Annotated in this window: 16 protein-coding genes; 6 read left to right on the top strand and 10 right to left on the bottom strand. The window is 62.9% G+C overall.

The genetic code is table 11. The annotated features are described in order from the left end of the window. Positions 1-90 precede the first annotated feature (90 nt). From PBDP_RS04620 to mreB, 6 genes are all read right to left on the bottom strand, one after another. On the bottom strand, positions 91-3894 hold the full coding sequence (locus tag PBDP_RS04620) for a YhdP family protein (protein ID WP_163855307.1): 3804 nt from the start codon (positions 3892-3894) through the stop codon (positions 91-93). Between the two features lie 60 nt (positions 3895-3954). Next, positions 3955-5412: a ribonuclease G gene (gene rng, locus PBDP_RS04615; RefSeq protein ID WP_018613976.1), complete on the bottom strand. Its 1458-nt coding sequence runs from the start codon at positions 5410-5412 to the stop codon at positions 3955-3957. Between the two features lie 55 nt (positions 5413-5467). Further along, positions 5468-6064 carry a Maf family protein gene (locus tag PBDP_RS04610; RefSeq protein WP_109753538.1) on the bottom strand — a complete coding sequence of 199 codons (597 nt, stop codon included), beginning with the start codon at positions 6062-6064 and terminating at the stop codon, positions 5468-5470. Positions 6065-6101: 37 nt separating this feature from the next. Further along, positions 6102-6590, bottom strand: coding sequence for a rod shape-determining protein MreD (gene mreD, locus PBDP_RS04605; RefSeq protein WP_003197820.1), 489 nt, complete (start codon positions 6588-6590; stop codon positions 6102-6104). Further along, positions 6587-7717 (bottom strand): rod shape-determining protein MreC, encoded by a 1131-nt coding sequence (gene mreC, locus PBDP_RS04600; RefSeq protein ID WP_116834173.1) that lies wholly within the window; start codon positions 7715-7717, stop codon positions 6587-6589. Before mreC ends, mreD begins: the two co-directional genes overlap by 4 nt. A gap of 140 nt (positions 7718-7857) precedes the next feature. Continuing rightward, a complete protein-coding gene (mreB, locus tag PBDP_RS04595) occupies positions 7858-8895 on the bottom strand; it encodes a rod shape-determining protein MreB (protein ID WP_002555108.1) in 1038 nt (345 codons plus the stop codon). 214 nt (positions 8896-9109) lie between these two features. On the opposite strand from mreB, the gene gatC reads away from it, so the two are divergent. From gatC to PBDP_RS04565, 6 genes are all read left to right on the top strand, one after another. Further along, the gene (gene gatC, locus PBDP_RS04590; RefSeq protein ID WP_003197816.1) at positions 9110-9397 is read left to right on the top strand and encodes an Asp-tRNA(Asn)/Glu-tRNA(Gln) amidotransferase subunit GatC; all 288 of its coding nucleotides are present in this window, start codon (positions 9110-9112) and stop codon (positions 9395-9397) included. A gap of 16 nt (positions 9398-9413) precedes the next feature. Then, positions 9414-10865: an Asp-tRNA(Asn)/Glu-tRNA(Gln) amidotransferase subunit GatA gene (gene gatA, locus PBDP_RS04585; RefSeq protein ID WP_116834172.1), complete on the top strand. Its 1452-nt coding sequence runs from the start codon at positions 9414-9416 to the stop codon at positions 10863-10865. Positions 10866-10875: 10 nt separating this feature from the next. After that, positions 10876-12321, top strand: coding sequence for an Asp-tRNA(Asn)/Glu-tRNA(Gln) amidotransferase subunit GatB (gene gatB, locus PBDP_RS04580; RefSeq protein WP_109753535.1), 1446 nt, complete (start codon positions 10876-10878; stop codon positions 12319-12321). A gap of 182 nt (positions 12322-12503) precedes the next feature. Next, a complete protein-coding gene (locus PBDP_RS04575; protein WP_109753719.1) occupies positions 12504-12881 on the top strand; it encodes a septal ring lytic transglycosylase RlpA family protein in 378 nt (125 codons plus the stop codon). A gap of 49 nt (positions 12882-12930) precedes the next feature. Then, on the top strand, positions 12931-13992 hold the full coding sequence (locus tag PBDP_RS04570) for a calcium/sodium antiporter (RefSeq protein ID WP_109753534.1): 1062 nt from the start codon (positions 12931-12933) through the stop codon (positions 13990-13992). After that, complete coding sequence (locus tag PBDP_RS04565; protein WP_212801883.1) at positions 13989-14369, top strand: carboxymuconolactone decarboxylase family protein; 381 nt, start codon at positions 13989-13991, stop codon at positions 14367-14369. Before PBDP_RS04570 ends, PBDP_RS04565 begins: the two co-directional genes overlap by 4 nt. Before the next feature lie 131 nt (positions 14370-14500). On the opposite strand, the gene PBDP_RS04560 is transcribed toward PBDP_RS04565, so the two are convergent. The 4 genes from PBDP_RS04560 to PBDP_RS04545 form a co-directional block, all read right to left on the bottom strand. Beyond that, the gene (locus tag PBDP_RS04560) at positions 14501-15442 is read right to left on the bottom strand and encodes an AEC family transporter (RefSeq protein WP_109753533.1); all 942 of its coding nucleotides are present in this window, start codon (positions 15440-15442) and stop codon (positions 14501-14503) included. A 258-nt stretch (positions 15443-15700) separates the two neighbouring features. Continuing rightward, the gene (gene garD / locus PBDP_RS04555) at positions 15701-17254 is read right to left on the bottom strand and encodes a galactarate dehydratase (protein ID WP_116834171.1); all 1554 of its coding nucleotides are present in this window, start codon (positions 17252-17254) and stop codon (positions 15701-15703) included. 13 nt (positions 17255-17267) lie between these two features. After that, on the bottom strand, positions 17268-18632 hold the full coding sequence (locus PBDP_RS04550) for an MFS transporter (protein ID WP_109753530.1): 1365 nt from the start codon (positions 18630-18632) through the stop codon (positions 17268-17270). An 86-nt stretch (positions 18633-18718) separates the two neighbouring features. Then, a complete protein-coding gene (locus PBDP_RS04545) occupies positions 18719-20164 on the bottom strand; it encodes an aldehyde dehydrogenase family protein (RefSeq protein WP_060739176.1) in 1446 nt (481 codons plus the stop codon). Positions 20165-20203 lie beyond the last annotated feature (39 nt).

Below are 20203 nucleotides of genomic sequence, written 5' to 3'. Positions count from 1 at the left end.
ATCCAACATATAGGCTGGTTGATACACCGCAATCGCGAGCAAACTTTTCTCCCACAGGCCCGCTCCCACAAGGGGGTTGGCGTCGAACTGTCAGAACGGCTTGTCGAAGGTGATCTTCGGCTCTTTCCACGGCCCCTTGACGTCGTATCTTACGCTGGCAAATCGCGCGACGCGGTCACCGATCAGTTTGTCGATCAGAAACAGCGCCCCACCCACCGCCGGTGCGCCAACGATCAGCGCGGCGATCGGCAGGTTGTTGGTCACCGGCAGCGTCACCAGCAGCTTGGCGTCGACCCGGTCGGCCACCATGTCCAGCGTGCCGTTGAGTTCCAGGTTGCTCGACGGCCCGGTCAGGGTAATGGGTTCGCGGGTTACGTATACACCGTCGCTCGCCACCAGCAGCCCCTTGACCCGATCGTAGCTCAAGCCCTTGCCGAACAGGTCGGAGAAGTCCAGGCGCAAGCGTCGGCCGATGGAGTTGAAGTTCAGCAGGCCAAATACCCGCAACGCCTGGGCGCTGCCTTCGACTTCGACGAACTGGCCCTTGCTCAGCGACGCGTCGAGGCTGCCGGAAAAGCGCTTGGTGGCAACCCACGCCGGCGAACCGGGCCAGCGACCATCGACATCCAGGCGGAATTCCTGGCTGGTCACGCTCGGGGCAAAGCCCCAGCCCTTGAGCACATCGCCCAGGTTCTTGCCGCTGATACGGCCCTTGTACCAACTGCTGGTGGAACCGGGCACGCCTTCCCAGCCGCCACTGCCGTTCAACACCATGCCCTTGAGGCCCATGTCCAGATTGTTCAGCGCGATGCCCTTGGCGGTCGGGCGCACTTTCAACGACCACGCACCGATAAGATCGGGGCCCTGGAACAATTGGTCGATGGCAATATCCATGGCCGGGATTTTCCCGGGATCGACCGACGCCAACGGGTCCGGTGCGTTTTCATCCGCCTGGACCGTCGGGTCCGTGGCTGGCAGGCGAACATAATCAAGCTTGATACCAATCGGGGCGGCCTTCGCATCCGGCAGGCTGACGTTGCCCTTGGCCTGCTGGCTGTCGAGGCGCAAGGCCCAGGCGTCCGGCTTGCGGTCCAGTTGCACCGACGCCTGGTCCAGGGTGGTGCCCATGGCCGTGAGCTTGCCGACGCTCAGATCGACGCTGCTGAGCAGTTGCTTGGCGCTGCCGCCCGGATCCTGACCGGCGTACTTGTTCACCAGGTCCTGCCACGGGCTTACGTCCAGTTCCGACAGTTTGCCGCGCAGTCGCAACCCCTTGGCCCCAGGCAGGACCGCATCACCGGCACCCAGCAACAACTCGCCGCGACCGTCGGCGATTTTCCCGCTCGGTGCAGCGTAAGTGAAGCTGGCCAGGTCGCCATAATCGACCCAATAACGCCGCTCCGGCCCTTGCAGGGTCATGCGAAACACCGTGTCACGCCCGACATCGGCGGCCATGCCAAAAGGTGCCGGCAGGTCGACGGCCACGCCCTTGAGGTTGGAACTGACCGACAACTGGCTGTCGGCACCGTCGAGGATTACTTGCAACTGGTAGGGCACGACACCGGATACCGGCAACGGCTGGGTGACATTCAGCCAACTGCTGAGTTTCTTGATCTCCACCTGCCCGGACGCAGCGACCCGCGTATTGAGCGCGCCGGCACGGCCCTCAGCGAAAATCTGCGCGGTCACAGGCCGGTCGAATGCCCGGGCGCTGATGCCCTTGCCGCTCAAGCCCTTGTTGCTGTCGAAGCGGAAATCGCCCTTGAGCTGAGTCAGCTCCAACGCCGGTTCGCTGAGCTTGAGGCGGGCCTTGTCGGTGGCGAAGTCCACCAGGATCTTCGGTTGCTCGCCTTTGACCAGCGGGATATCGAGCTTCACGCTGCCTTGCAGGTCGCCCTCGCCTTCCCAGCCGGCGAACGTCTCGGCGGTCCCGATCGGTGCCGTCTGGAGGATTTTCAGGCCGTCGCCCAGCCCTCCGGCGAACCCGCCGTCCAGCAGCAGATGAGAACTCTGCCCGGTCGGCACATGGGGAATGTTCACCGACACATCCTTGACCTGGGTATCGAGCAGTTGCCCTTGGCTGGCGAAGATGCGCACGCCGCTGTCTTCGACGAAGACATCGCCGCTGACCTTGCTGACCGAAGGCCAGCCCGGCTGGAACGCCAGCTCGGCGTCATGCACCTTGAAAAACAGGCTGATGCTGCGGTCCGCGTCCCCGGCACCTTTATTCAGCGAGCCTTGGTACTGGAAAAAGCCCTCGTCCACCGCGCCCTTGACGATGGCCGTGCGCAGCCACTCATCCAGCGCCGGGCTGAGGACCGCCGGCAGGTACTTGGCGGTGTAGCGTCCGTCACCGTCCACCAGGCCGACCCGCAGGTCCATGTAGTCTTCCTGGCTGTGGTCGAAATGCAGGCGGATCAGGAAGTCGCCGGCAATCCGGCCCTCCTCGCCCAGCACCTTCAGATACGGCGCGATCAGGGTGAATCCTTGCTTGTCGAGCTTCCAGGTCAGCCGGGCGTTGGCCTGCAGGTACTGCCAGGGCTTGGCGAAGATCGGGTCCAGGTGCAGGGAAAAATCCTTGCTGTCCATGCGCAGCTCGCCGCCGCCCAGGTCACCGCTCAAGCTCCCGGAGACGTTGCGCGCCGCCGGAGCACCGCGATAGGCATCAAAGCCCACGGTGTCCAGGTTGGTGGCGAAGCTGATTTTCTGGTCACCGGTGTTCTGCGGCCGGTAGTCCAGCAACACGTTGCGCAGGCCACCGGTGACCTTGAGACGGTCAATGGTCGTCGCCAGGCCCTCGGGCAGCGGTGCCAGGGCATTGAGCAAAGGCGTGAGCGGGGTCAAGTCGAGGCGGTCGGCCTGCAGATGCCAGCGCTCCTCGGTCTTTTCGCTGGCGGCACTCTGTTGCAGCTGCAGGCGCGATTCCCAGCGGGTCTCGCCCAGGTTCATCGCCAGGGAATCGAAGGTTGCGGTGAACCCTTGGCTGCCGCGCTGGAAATAGCCGTTGAGGGCCAGGTTGTGGATCTGCACAGGCTTGCGTTCGCCGTAGGCGCCCTGGAGCTGCGGTGCGTTCAAGCGCATGGCCGCGCTTTGCACCGTGCCCTCGCCCCAACTGAGCCAGAACTCACCGCCGGCCTTGATCTGGGAGAAATTCCATTGCTGGGTCAGGCGTTTCGGCAGCCATTTGGACCAGTCGCTTTGCGGCAGGCTCAAGTAGGCATCGGCCTGACCATTCTTCCAGTCGCTGGCACGCAGGCGGGTACGCAGGTTGATCGCCACCGGCTGGCCGTCCGGCAGGGTCAGGCGGGCATCCAGGCGCTGGCGGGTGGCGCCGATGCGCAGACTCAAGCCGACGTAGGTCAGGGTCAGCGGTGGTTGCTCGACGGGTTGCAAGGTCACCTGGCTATCGAGCACCGAGAGCTTGGAAACCATTTGCATGCGTTCGAGCAATTGCTGCGGATCGAGGGGCTGATCGCCCTGCACCGGCAAGCCTTCCAGGGCCCACTTGCCGTCGGCGCTCTCCTTGAGGCTGATCTTCAGACCGCTGACTTCCAGGTGGGCGATGCGCACCTGACGTGCCAACAGGCTGTCCCACAGGTCAGGTACGGCCCGCACCTGGTCCAGGTGCAGGGCGTTGGGGCCTTCGCCAACCACCACGTCGCGCGCCGCCAGGATCGGCGCCAGGCCGCTCCAGCTACCGTCGAGGCTGCCGATGTGCACGGGCATGCCCAGGGCTGCGCCGGCCCGGGTCTCGACCTCGGCACGGTATTCGGCTACCAGCGGGACCAGCTCGCGACCGAGGCTGACGTACAACGCCAGCAGCACCAACAGCAGCGCGCACAGACCCAGCCCCCAACGGGTCAGCGTCGCCATCATGCGTGTCAGACGCTCCATGTCAGTGGGCTCCCCTGGCAAAGACAATCAAATCCGCGGGCCCGCCGCTTCCCAAGCTCTTCAGAGCAACACCACGTCGTATTGTTCCTGGGAATACATGGTTTCCACCTGGAAGCGAATCGTGCGCCCGATAAATGCTTCCAACTCCGCGACATTACCTGACTCCTCGTCGAGCAGGCGATCGACCACTTTCTGGTTGGCCAACACTCTATAGCCGGTCGCCTGGTAGGCGCGCGCCTCCCGGAGGATTTCGCGGAAGATTTCGTAACACACGGTTTCCGGAGTCTTGAGCTTGCCGCGGCCCTGGCAACTGCTGCACGGTTCGCACAGCACCTGCTCAAGGCTTTCGCGGGTGCGCTTGCGGGTCATCTGCACCAGGCCCAACTCGGTGATCCCGATGATGTTGGTCTTGGCGTGATCGCGTTCGAGTTGTTTTTCCAGGGTCCGCAGCACCTGGCGCTGGTGCTCTTCATCTTCCATGTCGATGAAGTCGATGATGATGATCCCGCCCAGGTTACGCAGGCGCAGTTGCCGGGCGATAGCGGTGGCGGCTTCCAGGTTGGTCTTGAAGATGGTTTCTTCCAGGTTGCGATGGCCGACGAACGCCCCGGTGTTGACGTCGATGGTGCTCATGGCTTCGGCCGGATCGACCACCAGGTAACCGCCGGACTTGAGCGGCACCTTGCGTTCCAGGGCTTTCTGGATTTCATCTTCGACGCCATACAGATCGAAAATCGGTCGCTCGCCAGGGTAATGCTCGAGGCGGTCGGCGATTTCCGGCATCAGCTCGGCGACGAACTGGGTGGTTTTCTGGAAGGTTTCCCGGGAGTCGATGCGAATTTTCTCGATCTTGGGGCTGACCAGATCCCGCAGCGTACGTAGCGCCAGGCCCAGGTCTTCGTAGATCACGCTGGGGGTGGCGATGGTCTTGATCTGCGCGGCGATCTGGTCCCAGAGCCTGCGCAGGTAGCGGATGTCCATGAGGATTTCATCGGCCCCGGCCCCTTCGGCGGCGGTACGCAGGATGAAACCACCGGCTTCCTTGATGCCTTCTTTTTCCACGCAGTCGCTGACCACCTGCTTGAGGCGCTCGCGCTCGGCTTCGTCTTCGATTTTCAGGGAAATGCCGACATGGGCGGTGCGCGGCATGTACACCAGGTAGCGCGACGGAATCGACAGTTGCGTGGTCAGGCGCGCGCCCTTGGAGCCGATGGGGTCCTTGGTGACCTGCACTACCAGACTCTGGCCTTCATGGACCAGCGCGCTGATGCTCTCCACGGCCGGCCCTTCGCGCATGGAAATTTCCGACGCATGGATGAACGCCGCGCGGTCCAGGCCTATATCGACGAAGGCCGCCTGCATGCCCGGCAGCACCCGCACCACCTTGCCTTTATAGATATTGCCGACGATGCCACGCTTTTGCGTGCGCTCGACGTGGACCTCTTGCAGCACACCGTTTTCAACCACCGCCACGCGCGATTCCATCGGCGTGATGTTGATCAGGATCTCTTCACTCATGGCAGGGTCTCGTTCAGGCATGTTCACGATTATGGCCGCATCAGTCAGACGGCGCTCAGCGCGCGCTCAAGGTTTGCCAACAGGGTATGCCGAAATGGCCCAGTAGTTCTGCGGTTTCGCACAGCGGCAGGCCGACCACGGCCGAATAACTGCCCTCAAGCCCGGCGACAAAAACCGCCCCCAAACCCTGGATGCCATAGCCGCCGGCCTTGTCCCGGGGTTCGCCACTGGCCCAGTAGGCCGCCGCTTCCTGCTCCGTGATCGAACGAAAGCGCACCAGGCTGCGCACCACGCGAGATTCGCAATGCTGCCCATCCAGTATGGCGATGGCAGTCAGTACTTCATGTTCGCGACCGGACAGGCTCAAGAGCATCGTCATGGCGTCGGCCTGGTCCAGTGGCTTGCCGAGAATCCGCCCGTCCAGCACCACGGCGGTGTCCGCACCTAGCACGCAGCCATCCACATCGGCGCGCAAGGCCCGTCGCCCGGCCTCGGCCTTGCCGCGCGCCAGGCGCTCGACATAAGCCGATGGGGTTTCGTGAGCCAGGGGAGTTTCGTCGATGTCCGCGCTGACGGCGGTAAACGGTACGCCGATCTGCGTGAGCAGCTCACGCCGACGCGGTGAGCCTGAGGCGAGGTAAAGCGGCTTCATCAAGACATCTCCCTATCAAGGCCAATGCCTGACCGAATCAGTTGATTTTGAAACGCAGACGCAGGCCACGCAAACCGAAGCTCACCCAAGGCCAGAGCAAGGCGCTGACCAGAGCCGGCAGCACCAGGGCCAGGGTCGGCTGGCGATTGCCGGTCAGTGCGCTGAGCCACAGTTGCACCAGTTGCGCCAGGCCAAAGATCACCAGGATCACCAGGCACTGTTGCCACATGGGGAACATTCGCAGGCGTTGTTGCAGCGACAGCACCAGGAAGGTGATCAACGTCAGGATCAGCGCGTTCTGCCCCAGCAGCGTGCCATAGAGCACATCCTCGGCCAGGCCCAGACACCAGGCGGTGACCATGCCGACCTTGTGCGGCAAGGCCAGTGCCCAGAAGGCCAGCAACAGGGCTAGCCACAGTGGGCGCAGGATTTCCATGAACTGCGGCAGCGGCGAAACGCTGAGCAACAGGCCGATGGCGAAGGTCAGCCAGACCATCCAGCCGTTACCGGATTGGGTACTGCTCATTCTTCTCGTGCTCCCCTGGTGGCTGGCGCGGTGTCCGGCGTGGAGGCTGGCGGCTTGGCGGCGGGCCGGGCAGGCTGGGACGCCGGCGCGTGAGTGCTCGAACGGGTCGGTTTCACAGCGGGCGTAGCCGGTGCAGCGGCCGGCGCGGGTGCGGGTGCCGGTGCAGCCGATGCAGGCGCTTGTGGTTTTGGCACGGTGGCAGGGACTGGCGCCGGAACTGCTGGCGCCGGGGCGACCGACTCACCGCCCTGCCGGTCCTGGGCTTCCTGGGCCGCGGCGGCATCGTTGGCGCGCTCTTCCGGGGTGCGGTTATCGCTGAAGACCAGCAGCAGATAGCGGCTGCGATTCAGGGCCGCCGTCGGCACCGCGCGCACGATGGCGAACGGCTGGCCAGAGTCATGGATGACCTCCTTGACCGTCGCCACCGGATACCCAGCCGGGAAGCGCTGGCCAAGACCGGAGCTGACCAGCAGGTCGCCTTCCTTGATGTCGGCGGTATCGGCCACGTGCCGCAGCTCCAGGCGTTCCGGGTTGCCGGTGCCGCTGGCGATCGCCCGCAGGCCGTTGCGGTTGACCTGCACCGGAATGCTGTGGGTGGTATCGGTCAGCAACAGGACGCGGGAGGTATAAGGCATCAACTCCACCACCTGGCCCATCAGGCCACGGGCATCGAGCACCGGCTGGCCGAGGACCACACCGTCACGCTCGCCCTTGTTGATCAGGATGCGGTGGGTGAAGGGGTTGGGGTCCATGCCGATCAACTCGGCCACTTCGACCTTCTCGTTGACCAGCGCGGAAGAGTTGAGCAACTCGCGCAGCCGAACGTTCTGCTCGGTGAGGGCCGCCAGCTTCTGCATGCGTCCCTGCAACAGCAGGTTTTCGGTCTTGAGTTTTTCGTTTTCGGCGACCAGCTCGGTCCGGCTGCCAAACTGACTGGCCACACCTTGCCACAACCGCTGCGGTAGATCGGTGATCCAGTAGGATTCCATCAACACCAGCGACATCTGGCTGCGCACTGGCTTGAGCACCGTGAAACGGGCATCGACCACCATCAGCGCGACCGATAGCACGGTCAGCACCAACAGGCGCACACCCAATGAGGGGCCTTTGGCGAAAAGCGGTTTAATAGGCCGCTCCTCCCAGGCAAATGTTTTCTTTATTCATACGGCATCAAACCGGCCTGGATACGAATGACAGAAGATAAACGCCAACGGGCAGCACTGCAAAGTGCTGCCCGGGAGCGAACAACATAGACGATCCAGCCAACTTATTCGCTGGAGAGCAGGTCCATGGTGTGCTTGTCCATCATTTCCAATGCACGGCCACCGCCGCGGGCAACGCAGGTCAACGGGTCTTCGGCCACGATCACCGGCAGGCCGGTTTCCTGGGCCAGCAGTTTGTCGAGGTCACGCAGCAGTGCGCCACCACCGGTCAGCACCAGGCCGCGCTCGGCGATATCCGATGCCAGCTCCGGCGGCGACTGTTCCAGGGCGCTCTTGACGGCCTGGACGATGGTCGCCAACGACTCTTGCAGCGCTTCGAGCACTTCGTTGGAGTTGAGGGTAAAGGCCCGTGGAACGCCTTCGGCCAGGTTACGGCCGCGTACGTCGACTTCACGCACTTCACCGCCCGGGTAGGCCGTGCCGATTTCCTGCTTGATACGCTCGGCGGTGGATTCGCCGATCAGGCTGCCGTAGTTGCGACGCACATAAGTGATGATCGCTTCGTCGAAACGGTCGCCGCCCACACGCACGGATTCGGCATAGACCACACCGTTGAGGGAGATCAGCGCGATTTCAGTGGTACCGCCACCGATGTCAACGACCATCGAGCCACGGGCTTCTTCCACCGGCAGACCGGCACCGATGGCAGCGGCCATGGGTTCTTCGATCAGGAACACTTCACGGGCACCGGCACCGAGGGCCGACTCACGGATAGCCCGACGCTCTACCTGGGTGGACTTGCATGGAACGCAGATCAGCACGCGAGGGCTGGGCTGCAGGAAGCTGTTTTCGTGAACCTTGTTGATGAAGTACTGCAGCATCTTTTCGCAGACGCTGAAGTCGGCGATCACGCCGTCCTTCATCGGACGAATGGCCGCGATGTTGCCCGGTGTACGGCCCAGCATGCGCTTGGCTTCGGTGCCGACAGCCACGACGCTCTTCTGGTTACCGTGGGTGCGGATGGCCACGACCGAGGGTTCATTCAGGACGATACCGCGCTCGCGCACGTAAATAAGGGTGTTGGCAGTGCCCAGGTCAATGGAGAGATCGCTGGAAAACATGCCACGCAGTTTCTTGAACATGGGAAAGGGACCCTAGGCAACGCGTGGGTAAAAAAGTGCGGCAAACTCTAACAACGACAGGGATTTTGGGCAAGGCGCCAATATGTTAAATTGGCCGCTTTTCTGTGCACCAAACCCCACAATCGCGGCCGTAAGGCCGTAGAAATGCGGTAGTGTTCCGACAATCTAACACACGGACAGACTGCGTCCGTTTTGTTTTCCACTGGAGAATCCCATGGCGCTTGAACGCTCCGACGTGGAAAAAATCGCTCATCTGGCCTGTCTGGGCCTCAATGAAGCCGATCTTCCACACATCACTTCTGCCCTGAACAGCATTCTGGGGCTGGTCGACGAGATGCAGGCGGTCAATACCGACGGCATCGAACCACTGGCTCACCCACTGGAAGCCAGCCAGCGCCTGCGCGCCGACGTCGTGACCGAGTCCAATCACCGCGAGGCCTACCAGTCCATCGCACCAGCGGTCGAAAACGGCCTGTACCTGGTTCCGAAAGTCATCGACTAAAGGGAAAGAGCCTCTCATGCATCACATGACCCTGGCCGAGATCGCCCGCGGACTCGCCGACAAGAAGTTTTCCTCCGAAGAACTGACCAAGGTCCTGCTGGCGCGCATCGCCCAGCTCGACCCGCAGCTCAACAGCTTCATCAGCCTCACCGAAGAGCTGGCCCTGGGCCAGGCCAAGGCCGCCGACGCCCGGCGCGCCAACGGTGAGAGCGGCGCCCTGCTCGGTGCGCCGATCGCCCATAAAGACCTGTTCTGCACCCAGGGCATCCGTACCAGTTGCGGCTCGAAGATGCTCGACAACTTCAAGGCACCGTACGACGCCACCGTGGTCGCCAAGCTGGCCGCCGCCGGCACCGTGACCCTGGGCAAGACCAACATGGACGAATTCGCCATGGGCTCGGCCAACGAGTCGAGCTACTACGGCGCGGTCAAGAACCCGTGGAACCGGGAACACGTACCGGGCGGTTCGTCCGGCGGTTCGGCCGCCGCCGTGGCCGCGCGCCTGCTGCCAGCCGCTACCGCCACCGACACCGGCGGCTCGATTCGCCAACCAGCGGCGTTCACCAACCTCACAGGCCTCAAGCCCACCTACGGCCGCGTCTCGCGCTGGGGCATGATCGCCTACGCCTCCAGCCTCGACCAGGGTGGCCCGCTGGCGCGCACTGCCGAAGACTGCGCGATCCTGCTGCAAGGCATGGCTGGCTTCGACCCGAACGACTCCACCAGCATCGATGAACCGGTGCCGGACTACAGCGCCAGCCTAAACGGCTCGCTGCAAGGCCTGCGCATCGGCGTACCGAAGGAATACTTCAGCGCCGGTCTCGACCCGCGCATCGCCGAGCTGGTGCACAATAGCGTCAAGGAGTTGGAGAAGCTCGGCGCGGTCATCAAGGAAATCAGCCTGCCGAACATGCAGCACGCAATTCCCGCGTACTACGTGATCGCCCCGGCGGAAGCGTCCTCGAACCTGTCGCGCTTCGACGGCGTGCGCTTCGGCTATCGCTGCGAGAACCCGGAAAACCTGATCGACCTGTACAAGCGTTCCCGCGGCGAAGGCTTCGGCGCCGAAGTGCAGCGCCGGATCATGGTCGGCGCCTACGCGCTGTCCGCCGGCTACTACGATGCCTACTACCTCAAGGCGCAGAAAATCCGCCGCCTGGTGAAGAACGACTTCATGGCCGCCTTCAACGAAGTCGACATCATCCTCGGCCCGACCACGCCGAACCCGGCCTGGAAACTCGGCGCCAAGAACAGCGACCCGGTCGCCGAGTACCTGGAAGACGTCTACACCATCACCGCCAACCTCGCGGGGCTGCCGGGCCTGTCCATGCCGGCCGGCTTCGTCGATGGCCTGCCGGTGGGCGTACAGCTGCTCGCACCGTATTTCCAGGAAGGTCGTCTGCTCAATGTGGCCCACCAGTATCAGTTGAACACTGACTGGCATACCCGCACCCCAACCGGCTTCTGAGGAGAAACACATGCAATGGGAAGTCGTGATCGGGCTGGAGATTCATACCCAGCTCACCACCCGGTCGAAAATCTTTTCCGGTAGCTCCACCACGTTCGGCTCCGAGCCCAACACCCAGGCCAGCCTGGTCGACCTGGGCATGCCCGGCGTGCTGCCGGTGCTCAACGCCGAAGCGGTGCGCATGGCGGTGATGTTCGGCCTGGCGATTGACGCCGAGATCGGCCAGCACAACGTGTTCGCCCGCAAGAACTACTTCTACCCGGACCTGCCCAAGGGCTACCAGATCAGCCAGATGGAACTGCCGATCGTTGGCAAGGGCCACCTGGACATTGCCCTGGAAGACGGCACGGTCAAGCGCGTCGGCATCACCCGGGCGCACCTGGAAGAAGACGCCGGCAAGAGCCTGCACGAAGAATTCAACGGCGCCACCGGCATCGACCTGAACCGTGCCGGCACGCCGCTGCTGGAAATCGTCTCCGAGCCGGACATGCGCAGCGCCAAGGAGGCCGTGGCCTACGTCAAGGCGATCCACGCGCTGGTGCGTTACCTGGGTATCTGCGACGGCAACATGGCCGAAGGCTCGCTGCGCTGCGACTGCAACGTGTCGATCCGCCCCAAGGGCCAGGCCGAGTTCGGCACCCGCTGCGAGATCAAGAACGTCAACTCGTTCCGCTTCATCGAGAAGGCGATCAACAGCGAGATCCAGCGCCAGATCGAACTGATCGAGGACGGCGGCAAGGTCATCCAGCAGACCCGTCTGTACGACCCGAACAAGGACGAGACCCGTCCGATGCGCAGCAAGGAAGAAGCCAACGACTACCGTTACTTCCCCGATCCGGACCTGCTGCCGGTGGTCATCGAGGACTCGTTCCTCAATGATGTACGCGCCACCCTGCCGGAGCTGCCACCGCAGAAACGCGAGCGCTTCCAGGCGCAGTTCGGGCTGTCGAGCTATGACGCCAACGTCCTGGCCACCAGCCGCGAACAGGCCGATTACTTCGAGAAAGTCGTGAGCATCGGCGGCGACGCCAAGCTGGCGGCCAACTGGGTGATGGTGGAGCTGGGCAGCCTGTTGAACAAGCAGGGCCTGGAAATCGACCAGTCGCCGGTCTCGGCCGAGCAATTGGGCGGCATGCTGCTGCGGATCAAGGACAACACCATCTCCGGCAAGATCGCCAAGATGGTCTTCGAAGCCATGGCCAATGGTGAAGGCAGCGCCGACGAGATCATCGAGAAGCGCGGCCTGAAGCAAGTCACCGACACCGGTGCGATCAGCGCCGTGCTCGATGAAATGCTCGCGGCCAACGCCGAGCAGGTCGAACAGTACCGTGCGGCAGACGAAGCCAAGCGCGGCAAGATGTTCGGCTTCTTCGTCGGCCAGGCCATGAAAGCCTCCAAGGGCAAGGCCAACCCGCAGCAGGTCAACGAACTGCTCAAAAGCAAGCTCGAGGGCTGATAGCCATGGAGCCAGTACCGGTATCTGGCTCGGACACCTGTGGCGAGGGAGCTTGCTCCCGCTGGGCTGCGCAGCAGCCCCTCAATCCGGCAGCGGAAATGGGGGCCGCTGCGCGCCCCAGTGGGAGCAAGCTCCCTCGCCACAATGCATTCCACAACCCCATTGATGTGGGAACCCCGAACATGAAGCGTCTCCTCGGCGCCTGCGCCCTGCTGTCCCTGCTGGCCGGTTGCGCCAGCCAGAGCGGGACGGTCGATCCACACGGCTACGACCAGACCGGCGTCGCCTCTTATTACGGTGCAAAACACCACGGCAAGCGCACCGCCAGCGGCGAGCGTTTCAACCAGAATGGCCTGACCGCCGCCCACCGCCAGTTGCCGTTCGGCACACGGGTGAAAATCACCAACCTGGGCAACAATAACAGTGTGGTGGTGCGCATCAACGACCGTGGCCCATACTCCCGAGGCCGCCTGATCGACGTATCCCGCGAAGCAGCCGAGCAACTGGGCATGTTGCGCAGCGGCACCGCACGGGTGCGCGTGCAAGCCCTCGACGATTGATAGACGGAGCCCGGCCATTTCCCTACTCACCGCCCTACCGCTGCTCAGCCTGATCGAACTGTTCGGCGCCCTGCTGTTGCTGGTCGGCGGTGCCGAGCTACTGGTACGCGCCGCCGTGGGCCTGGCGGCACGCTTGCAAATCCGGCCGCTGATCATCGGCCTGAGCGTCGTAGCCTTCGGCAGCAGTGCGCCGCAAATGGCCGTCAGCCTGCAGGCGACCCTGGCGCAGAACGCCGACATCGCCGTGGGCAGCGTGATCGGTAGCAGCATCTTCAACATCCTCGTCACCCTCGGGCTGTCGGCGCTGATCATTCCGTTGCGCGTTTCGCGCCAACTGGTGCGCCTGGACATCCCGTTGATGATCGGTGCCAGCCTGCTGGTGTTCGTGCTGGCCTGGAACGAAGAACTGACCCGACTGGACGGCGTATGGCTGCTGGTGGCCCTGGCGGTGTACCTGGGCCTGTTGCTGCGCCAGTCCCGGCATTCGGCGCGACCGCACACCGTGGGTATCGACATGGCGCAGATGTCCTGGCCCAAAAGCCTGGCGATGATCGTGACGGGCCTGACGATGCTGGTTTTCGCCGGGCACCTGCTGTTGGGTGCGGCGGTGGAAGTGGCGACGGACCTGGGGCTGTCGGAGCGAATCATCGGCCTGACCATCGTCGCCGTCAGTACCTCACTGCCGGAACTCGCCACCTCGCTGATCGCCGCCCTGCGGGGGCAGCGGGACATCGCGGTGGGCAACGTGATCGGCAGCAACCTGTTCAACCTGCTGGGTGTACTGGGGGTGACCGCCCTGGCGGCACCCTCGCCATTGTCGGTCTCGCCCAACGCCCTGGATTTCGACCTGCCGGTAATGCTCGGCGTCGCCGTGCTGTGCCTGCCGGTGTTCTATTCCGGTTACCGTGTCACCCGTGCCGAAGGCCTGCTGTTCCTGGGCTTGTACCTGGCCTATGGGCTGCATGTGGTGGCGTTCACCACCGGCATGCCCCTGGCCGGCCAACTGGAACGGCTGATGCTGTTCTATGTGCTGCCGACCCTGCTCGCGTTTTTGCTGTTCACCTCCCTGCGCGCCTGGCGCCGCCAACACCACAAGAGGGATTTGCCATGACCGACACTCCAAAGACCGGCCTGGACATGCGTCGCCAGGTCATGGGCGACGCGTTCGTCGACCGCGCCCTGGGCAACGCCACCGAATTCACCCAACCGTTGCAGGACTTCGTCAACGAACATGCCTGGGGCAGCGTCTGGAGCCGCGAAGGCCTGCCGCTGAAGACCCGCAGCCTGATCACCCTGGCCGCCCTCGCCGCCCTCAAATGCCCGCAGGAATTGAAAGGCCACGTACGTGGCGCGCTGAACAATGGCTGCACGGTGGAAGAGATTCGCGAGGCGTTGCTGCATTGCGCGGTGTATGCGGGCGTGCCGGCGGCAATCGATGCGTTTCGGGCGGCGCAGGAAGTGATCGATAGTTATCAGAAATCTGAGTGACCGTTAGATCGCTATCGCGAGCAGGCTCGCTCCCACAGTGGATTTTCGGTGTACATAAAATTCCGATACACCTGCTCTGTGGGAGCGAGCCTGCTCGCGATTGGGCCTAAAGAACACCACAACCTTCGAACCTAGATCCACCCACCCCACTGCAACACAAAAATCCCCAGGTTGGTGGTAATCGCTGCCATCAAGGTGGTGATGACGATGATCGCCGCCGCCAGTTCATGGTTGCCATCGGCTGCCCGGGCCATGACGAAGCTGGCGGCGGCGGTGGGGCTGCCGAAGTACAGGAACAGGATCCCCAGCTCCGCCCCGCGAAAGCCCCAGAGCCATGCGCCGAGGGTGGTCAACAGTGGCAAGCCGACCATTTTCACCAGGCTCGAACTCAAGGCCATCTTGCCGCTCTTGCGCAAGGCCGCCAGCGACAGTGTGCCGCCGATGCAGATCAGCGCCAGGGGCAAGGTCATTTGCGACAAGTACTTGGCCGAGGTCTCGAACCAGTTCGGCAGGCCGATCTGCCAGTAGGCGAACGGCGTGGCGACAATCACACTGATGATCAGCGGGTTGCTGATCACGCTTTTGCAGATGCTCCACGGGTCGGACTTGATCACTGGGCTGTAGACCGCCAGCACGATGGTCGACAAGGTGTTGTAGAACAGGATCACCAGCGCCGCGAGAATCGCCCCCAGGGAAATCCCGTAGTCGCCGTACATGCTCGCCGCCAGCGCCAAGCCGATGACGCCGTTGTTGCCGCGAAACGCACCTTGGGTGTAGATGCCGCGATCTTCCCGCGGGCATCGCCAGATCGCCCAGCCCCAGGCCATGGCGAAACTCGCCAGGGTAGCGACGGAGAAATAGATCAGCAGGTCAGGCTGCAACGCCGCATGCAGGTCGGCATGGAGGATGCCGAGGAACAACAGCGCCGGCATGGTGACGTTGAACACCAGGGACGAGGCGATGTGGATGAAGTTGTCGTTGATCCAGTCGATGCGCTTGAGCAACACCCCCAGAAACAGCATGGCAAACACCGGCGCGGTGACGTTCAGGGTTTCGAGGAAAATTGCCAGCATGCCGAGGACCTTCAGAGGGGTGTCGTTAGGTGGCTAATGATAAGCCACTCACGGCATTGGCGTCTGGTAGAGCGTTATCGCGAGCAGGCTCGCTCCCACATTTTTTTTGGGGGCTCACAGAAACTGAATTCACTCCAGTCCCTGTGGGAGCGAGCCTGCTCGCGATAACGGCGGCACATGCAACATCAATCCAAGCTGAACCACCGCTATCGCGAGCAAGCTCGCTCCCACACTGGATCTCCAGCGATCACGAAATCATCAGGTAATCGGCGCCGGGTTGAACAAGGTGATGTCGTTGTACAGCTTGTGCCGCTCGGCCCAGGTCTGTTTCTTGCCGCTGGCCACGTCCAGGTAGTAGTGGAACAGCTCCCAGCCCAGCTCCTCGATGGTGGCGCGTCCGGTGGCAATCCGGCCGGCGTCGATGTCGATCAGGTCCGGCCAGCGCTGGGCCAGTTCGGTGCGGGTCGAGACCTTCACCACTGGGGCCATGGCCAAGCCGTACGGCGTGCCGCGACCGGTAGTGAAGACATGCAGGTTCATCCCCGCCGCCAGTTGCAGCGTGCCGCAGACGAAATCACTGGCCGGTGTGGCGCAAAAGATCAGGCCCTTTTGCTTGAACCGCTCGCCCGGGCCGAGCACGCCATTGATCGCGCTGCTGCCCGACTTGACGATCGAGCCGAGGGATTTCTCGACGATGTTCGACAGCCCGCCCTTCTTGTTGCCCGGCGTGGTGTTGGCGCTGCGATCGGCCTCGCCCTTGGCCAGGTAGCGGTCGTACCAGTCCATTTCCCGCACCAGTTCCTGGGCCACCTCCTGGGTTTGTGCCCGGGAGGTCAGCAGGTAGATCGCATCGCGCACTTCGGTGACTTCGGAGAACATCACCGTCGCCCCCGCGCGCAACAGCAGGTCCGAGGCATAGCCCAGCGCCGGGTTGGCGGTGATGCCGGAAAACGCATCGCTGCCACCGCACTGCATGCCCAGGATCAGCTCCGAGGCTGGCACGGTTTCGCGACGGCGCTGGTCGAGCTTCTTCAAGCGAGTCTCGGCCAGCTCCATGATCTGTTCGATCATTTCGGTGAAGCCGTGACTGGAATCCTGCAAGCGATACAACCACGGCTCGCTGAGGTCCACCGAACTGTCGTTCTCATGCATCACCTGCCCGGCCTGCAATTTCTCGCAGCCCAGGCTGATCACCAGTGCTTCGCCACCCAGGTTCGGGTTGCGCGCCAGGTTACGCACGGTGCGGATCGGGATGTAGGCGTCGGTGGCGGTGATCGCCACGCCGCAGCCGTAGCTGTGGGTCAGCGCCACCACGTCATCGACGTTCGGGTATTTGGGCAGCAATTCGTCCTTGATGCGCTTGACCGCGTGGTCCAACACACCGGTGACGCACTGCACGGTGGTGGTGATGCCCAGGATGTTGCGCGTGCCGACGGTACCGTCGGCGTTACGATAGCCCTCGAAGGTGTAGCCCTCCAGCGGCGCATCGGCCGTCGGCACGTCGGTGGACAGCGGCAAGCTGTCCAACGGCGGCGCGGTGGGCATGCGCAACTGGTCTTCCTTGACCCAACTGCCACGGGGGATCGGTTGCAGCGCGTAGCCAATGACCTGGCCGTAGCGGATCACCTCGCCACCCTCGGGAATGTCTTGCAAGGTGACTTTATGACTCTGCGGCACAAAGTCGACGGTGACCAGGCCATCCGGGAACTCGGTCCCGGCTGGTACGCCCTGGTCATTGACGACGATCACCACGTTATCTCGCTCGTGCAGGCGGATGTAACGGGGCGAATCGGCATGTTCAATCAGTTGCATTGACGCCGCTCCTTCAGGATTTAGCTTCAGACAGGCTGGAGATGTCGGCATCCTTGGCCGTGGGTTCCTTGAGCACGACACGCTTGATCGGCCCGACGATGACCAGGTAGCTGAACACCGCCACCAGCGCGTTGCAACCAACGAACACCAGTGCCCACTTGAACGAACCGGTGGCGCTGATGATGTAGCCGATGACGATTGGTGTCGTGATCGATGCCAGGTTGCCGAAGGTGTTGAACAGGCCACCGCTCAGGCCAGCGATCTGTTTTGGCGACGTATCGGAGACCACGGCCCAGCCCAGTGCGCCGACGCCTTTACCGAAGAAGGCCAGGGCCATGAAGCCCACTACCATCCATTCGATATCGACGTAGTTGCACGCCACGATGCTGCTGGACACCAGCAGGCCGGCGATGATCGGCGTCTTGCGGGCGAAGGTCAGCGAGTGGCCCTTGCGCAGCAGGTAATCGGAAATCACCCCGCCCAGCACGCCGCCGATGAAACCGCAGATCGCCGGCAAGGACGCAATGAAACCGGCCTTGAGGATGGTCATGCCACGTTCCTGCACCAGGTACACCGGGAACCAGGTCAGGAAGAAGTAGGTGATACCGTTGATGCAGTATTGGCCCAGGTACACGCCGAGCATCATGCGGTTGGTCAGCAGTTGGCGGATGTAATCCCACTTCGGACCGTCGGCTTTCTTTTCCTTGCCCTTGTCCTGGTCCATATCGACCATCGCACCATTGGCAGCGATGTGATTGAACTCGGCCTCGTTGATCATCGGATGCTGACGCGGGCTGTAGATCACCTTCAGCCAGATCAGCGAGAACACGATGCCGATCACACCCATCACGATGAACACGTGCTGCCAGCCGAAGCGGTAGACGATCCAGCCCATCAGCGGTGCGAACAACACGGTGGCGAAATACTGCGCCGAGTTGAAGATCGCCGAGGCGGTGCCGCGTTCTGCGGTAGGGAACCAGGCGGCGACGATCCGTGCGTTGCCGGGGAAGGACGGCGCTTCGGCCAGCCCTACCAGGAAGCGCAGCATGAACAGCGCAACCACAGCCGTGGACATGCCGAATTCACCGACATAGCCTTGCAGCACGGTGAACAGCGACCAGGTGAAAATGCTCAAGGCATAGATTTTTTTCGACCCGAAACGGTCGAGCAGCCAGCCGCCGGGAATCTGCCCGGCCACGTAGGCCCAGCCGAAAGCGGAGAAGATATAACCGAGGGTGACGGCGTCGATGCCGAGGTCTTTTTGCAGGCTGGAGCCTGCGATGGCGATGGTGGCACGGTCGGCATAGTTGATCGTCGTCACCAGGAACAGCATGAGCAGGATCAAATAGCGGACGTGAGTCGGCTTGGTCGCTTGCATGTAAAAGTACTCCCACTATTTATTTTTATGCGGGTCAGCAGATTGTACGGCCGGGGCTGGAAATCCAGCTCCGGCCGGTGTTGCGTTTACGATCCGATGTAAGAGGTCTTCACCACGGTGTAGAACTCTTGCGCGTAGCGACCTTGCTCACGCGAACCATAGGACGAACCTTTGCGCCCGCCGAATGGCACGTGGTAATCCACGCCGGCGGTCGGCAGGTTGACCATCACCATGCCCGCCTGGGAATGGCGCTTGAAGTGATTGGCATACTTCAACGAGGTGGTGGCGATACCGGCGGACAGACCGAACTCGGTGTCGTTGGCCATCGCCAGCGCCGCCTCGTAGTCGGCCACACGCACGACGTTTGCCACCGGGCCGAAGATCTCTTCGCGGCTGATGCGCATAGAGGCTTCGCTGTCGGCGAACAGGGTCGGCGCCAGGAAATAACCTTCGGTGTCGCACGTCACCAGGCCACCGCCGCTGACCAGCCGCGCGCCTTCACTCTGGCCGATGTCGATGTACTTCAAGTCCTGGCTGAGCTGGGCTTCGGAAACCACGGGGCCAATGTCAGTACCAGCCTTCAACGCATGACCGACCTTGATCGACTGCATGCGCTCGGCCATGGCCGCGACGAACTTGTCGTGGATGCCGGCGGTGACGATCAGGCGGCTCGAAGCCGTGCAACGCTGGCCGGTGGAGTAGAACGCGCTCTGCACCGCCAGTTCGACGGCCTGCTTGAGGTCGGCGTCGTCGAGGATGATCTGCGGGTTCTTGCCGCCCATCTCCAACTGCACCTTGGCTTGGCGCGACACGCAGTTGACCGCGATCTGCCGGCCCACACCCACCGAACCGGTAAAGCTGATGCCGTCGACTTTCGGGCTGTTGACCAGCACTTCGCCGACCACGCGGCCGCTGCCCATCACCAGGTTGAACGCACCGGCCGGGAAACCGGCGCGGGAAATGATCTCGGCCAGGGCCCAGGCGCAGCCCGGCACCAACTCGGCGGGTTTGATCACCACGCAGTTACCGTAGGCCAGGGCCGGAGCGATTTTCCACGCGGGGATGGCGATCGGGAAGTTCCACGGGGTGATCAGACCGACCACACCGAGGGCTTCGCGGGTCACTTCGACGTTGACGCCCGGGCGCACCGACGGCACGTAATCGCCCGAAAGGCGCAGGCATTCACCGGCGAAGAACTTGAAGATGTTACCGGCGCGGGTCACTTCGCCAATGGCTTCGGGCAGGGTCTTGCCCTCTTCCCGGGCCAGCAGTTGGCCGAGTTCTTCACGGCGGGCGAGGATCTCGCTGCCGACTTTGTCCAGCGCATCATGACGGGCCTGGATGCCCGAGGTCGACCAGGCCGGGAACGCGGCGCGGGCGGCTTCGATGGCGGCATTGACTTGCGCTGCATCAGCCTTGGCGTATTCACCAATGACATCGGACAAGTCAGACGGGTTGATGTTGGTGCAATAGTCGGCACCGGCCACCCACTGACCGTTGATGTAGTTATCGAAACGCTTTGAATCTGCCACGGAGCTACTCCTTCTACAAAAGCTGTCTAGGGACGCATA

The sequence above is a fragment of the Pseudomonas sp. St290 genome (genome assembly GCF_018325805.1).
Lineage (GTDB): Bacteria > Pseudomonadota > Gammaproteobacteria > Pseudomonadales > Pseudomonadaceae > Aquipseudomonas > Aquipseudomonas bijieensis.
This window is presented reverse-complemented; position numbering and strand designations above follow the sequence as displayed.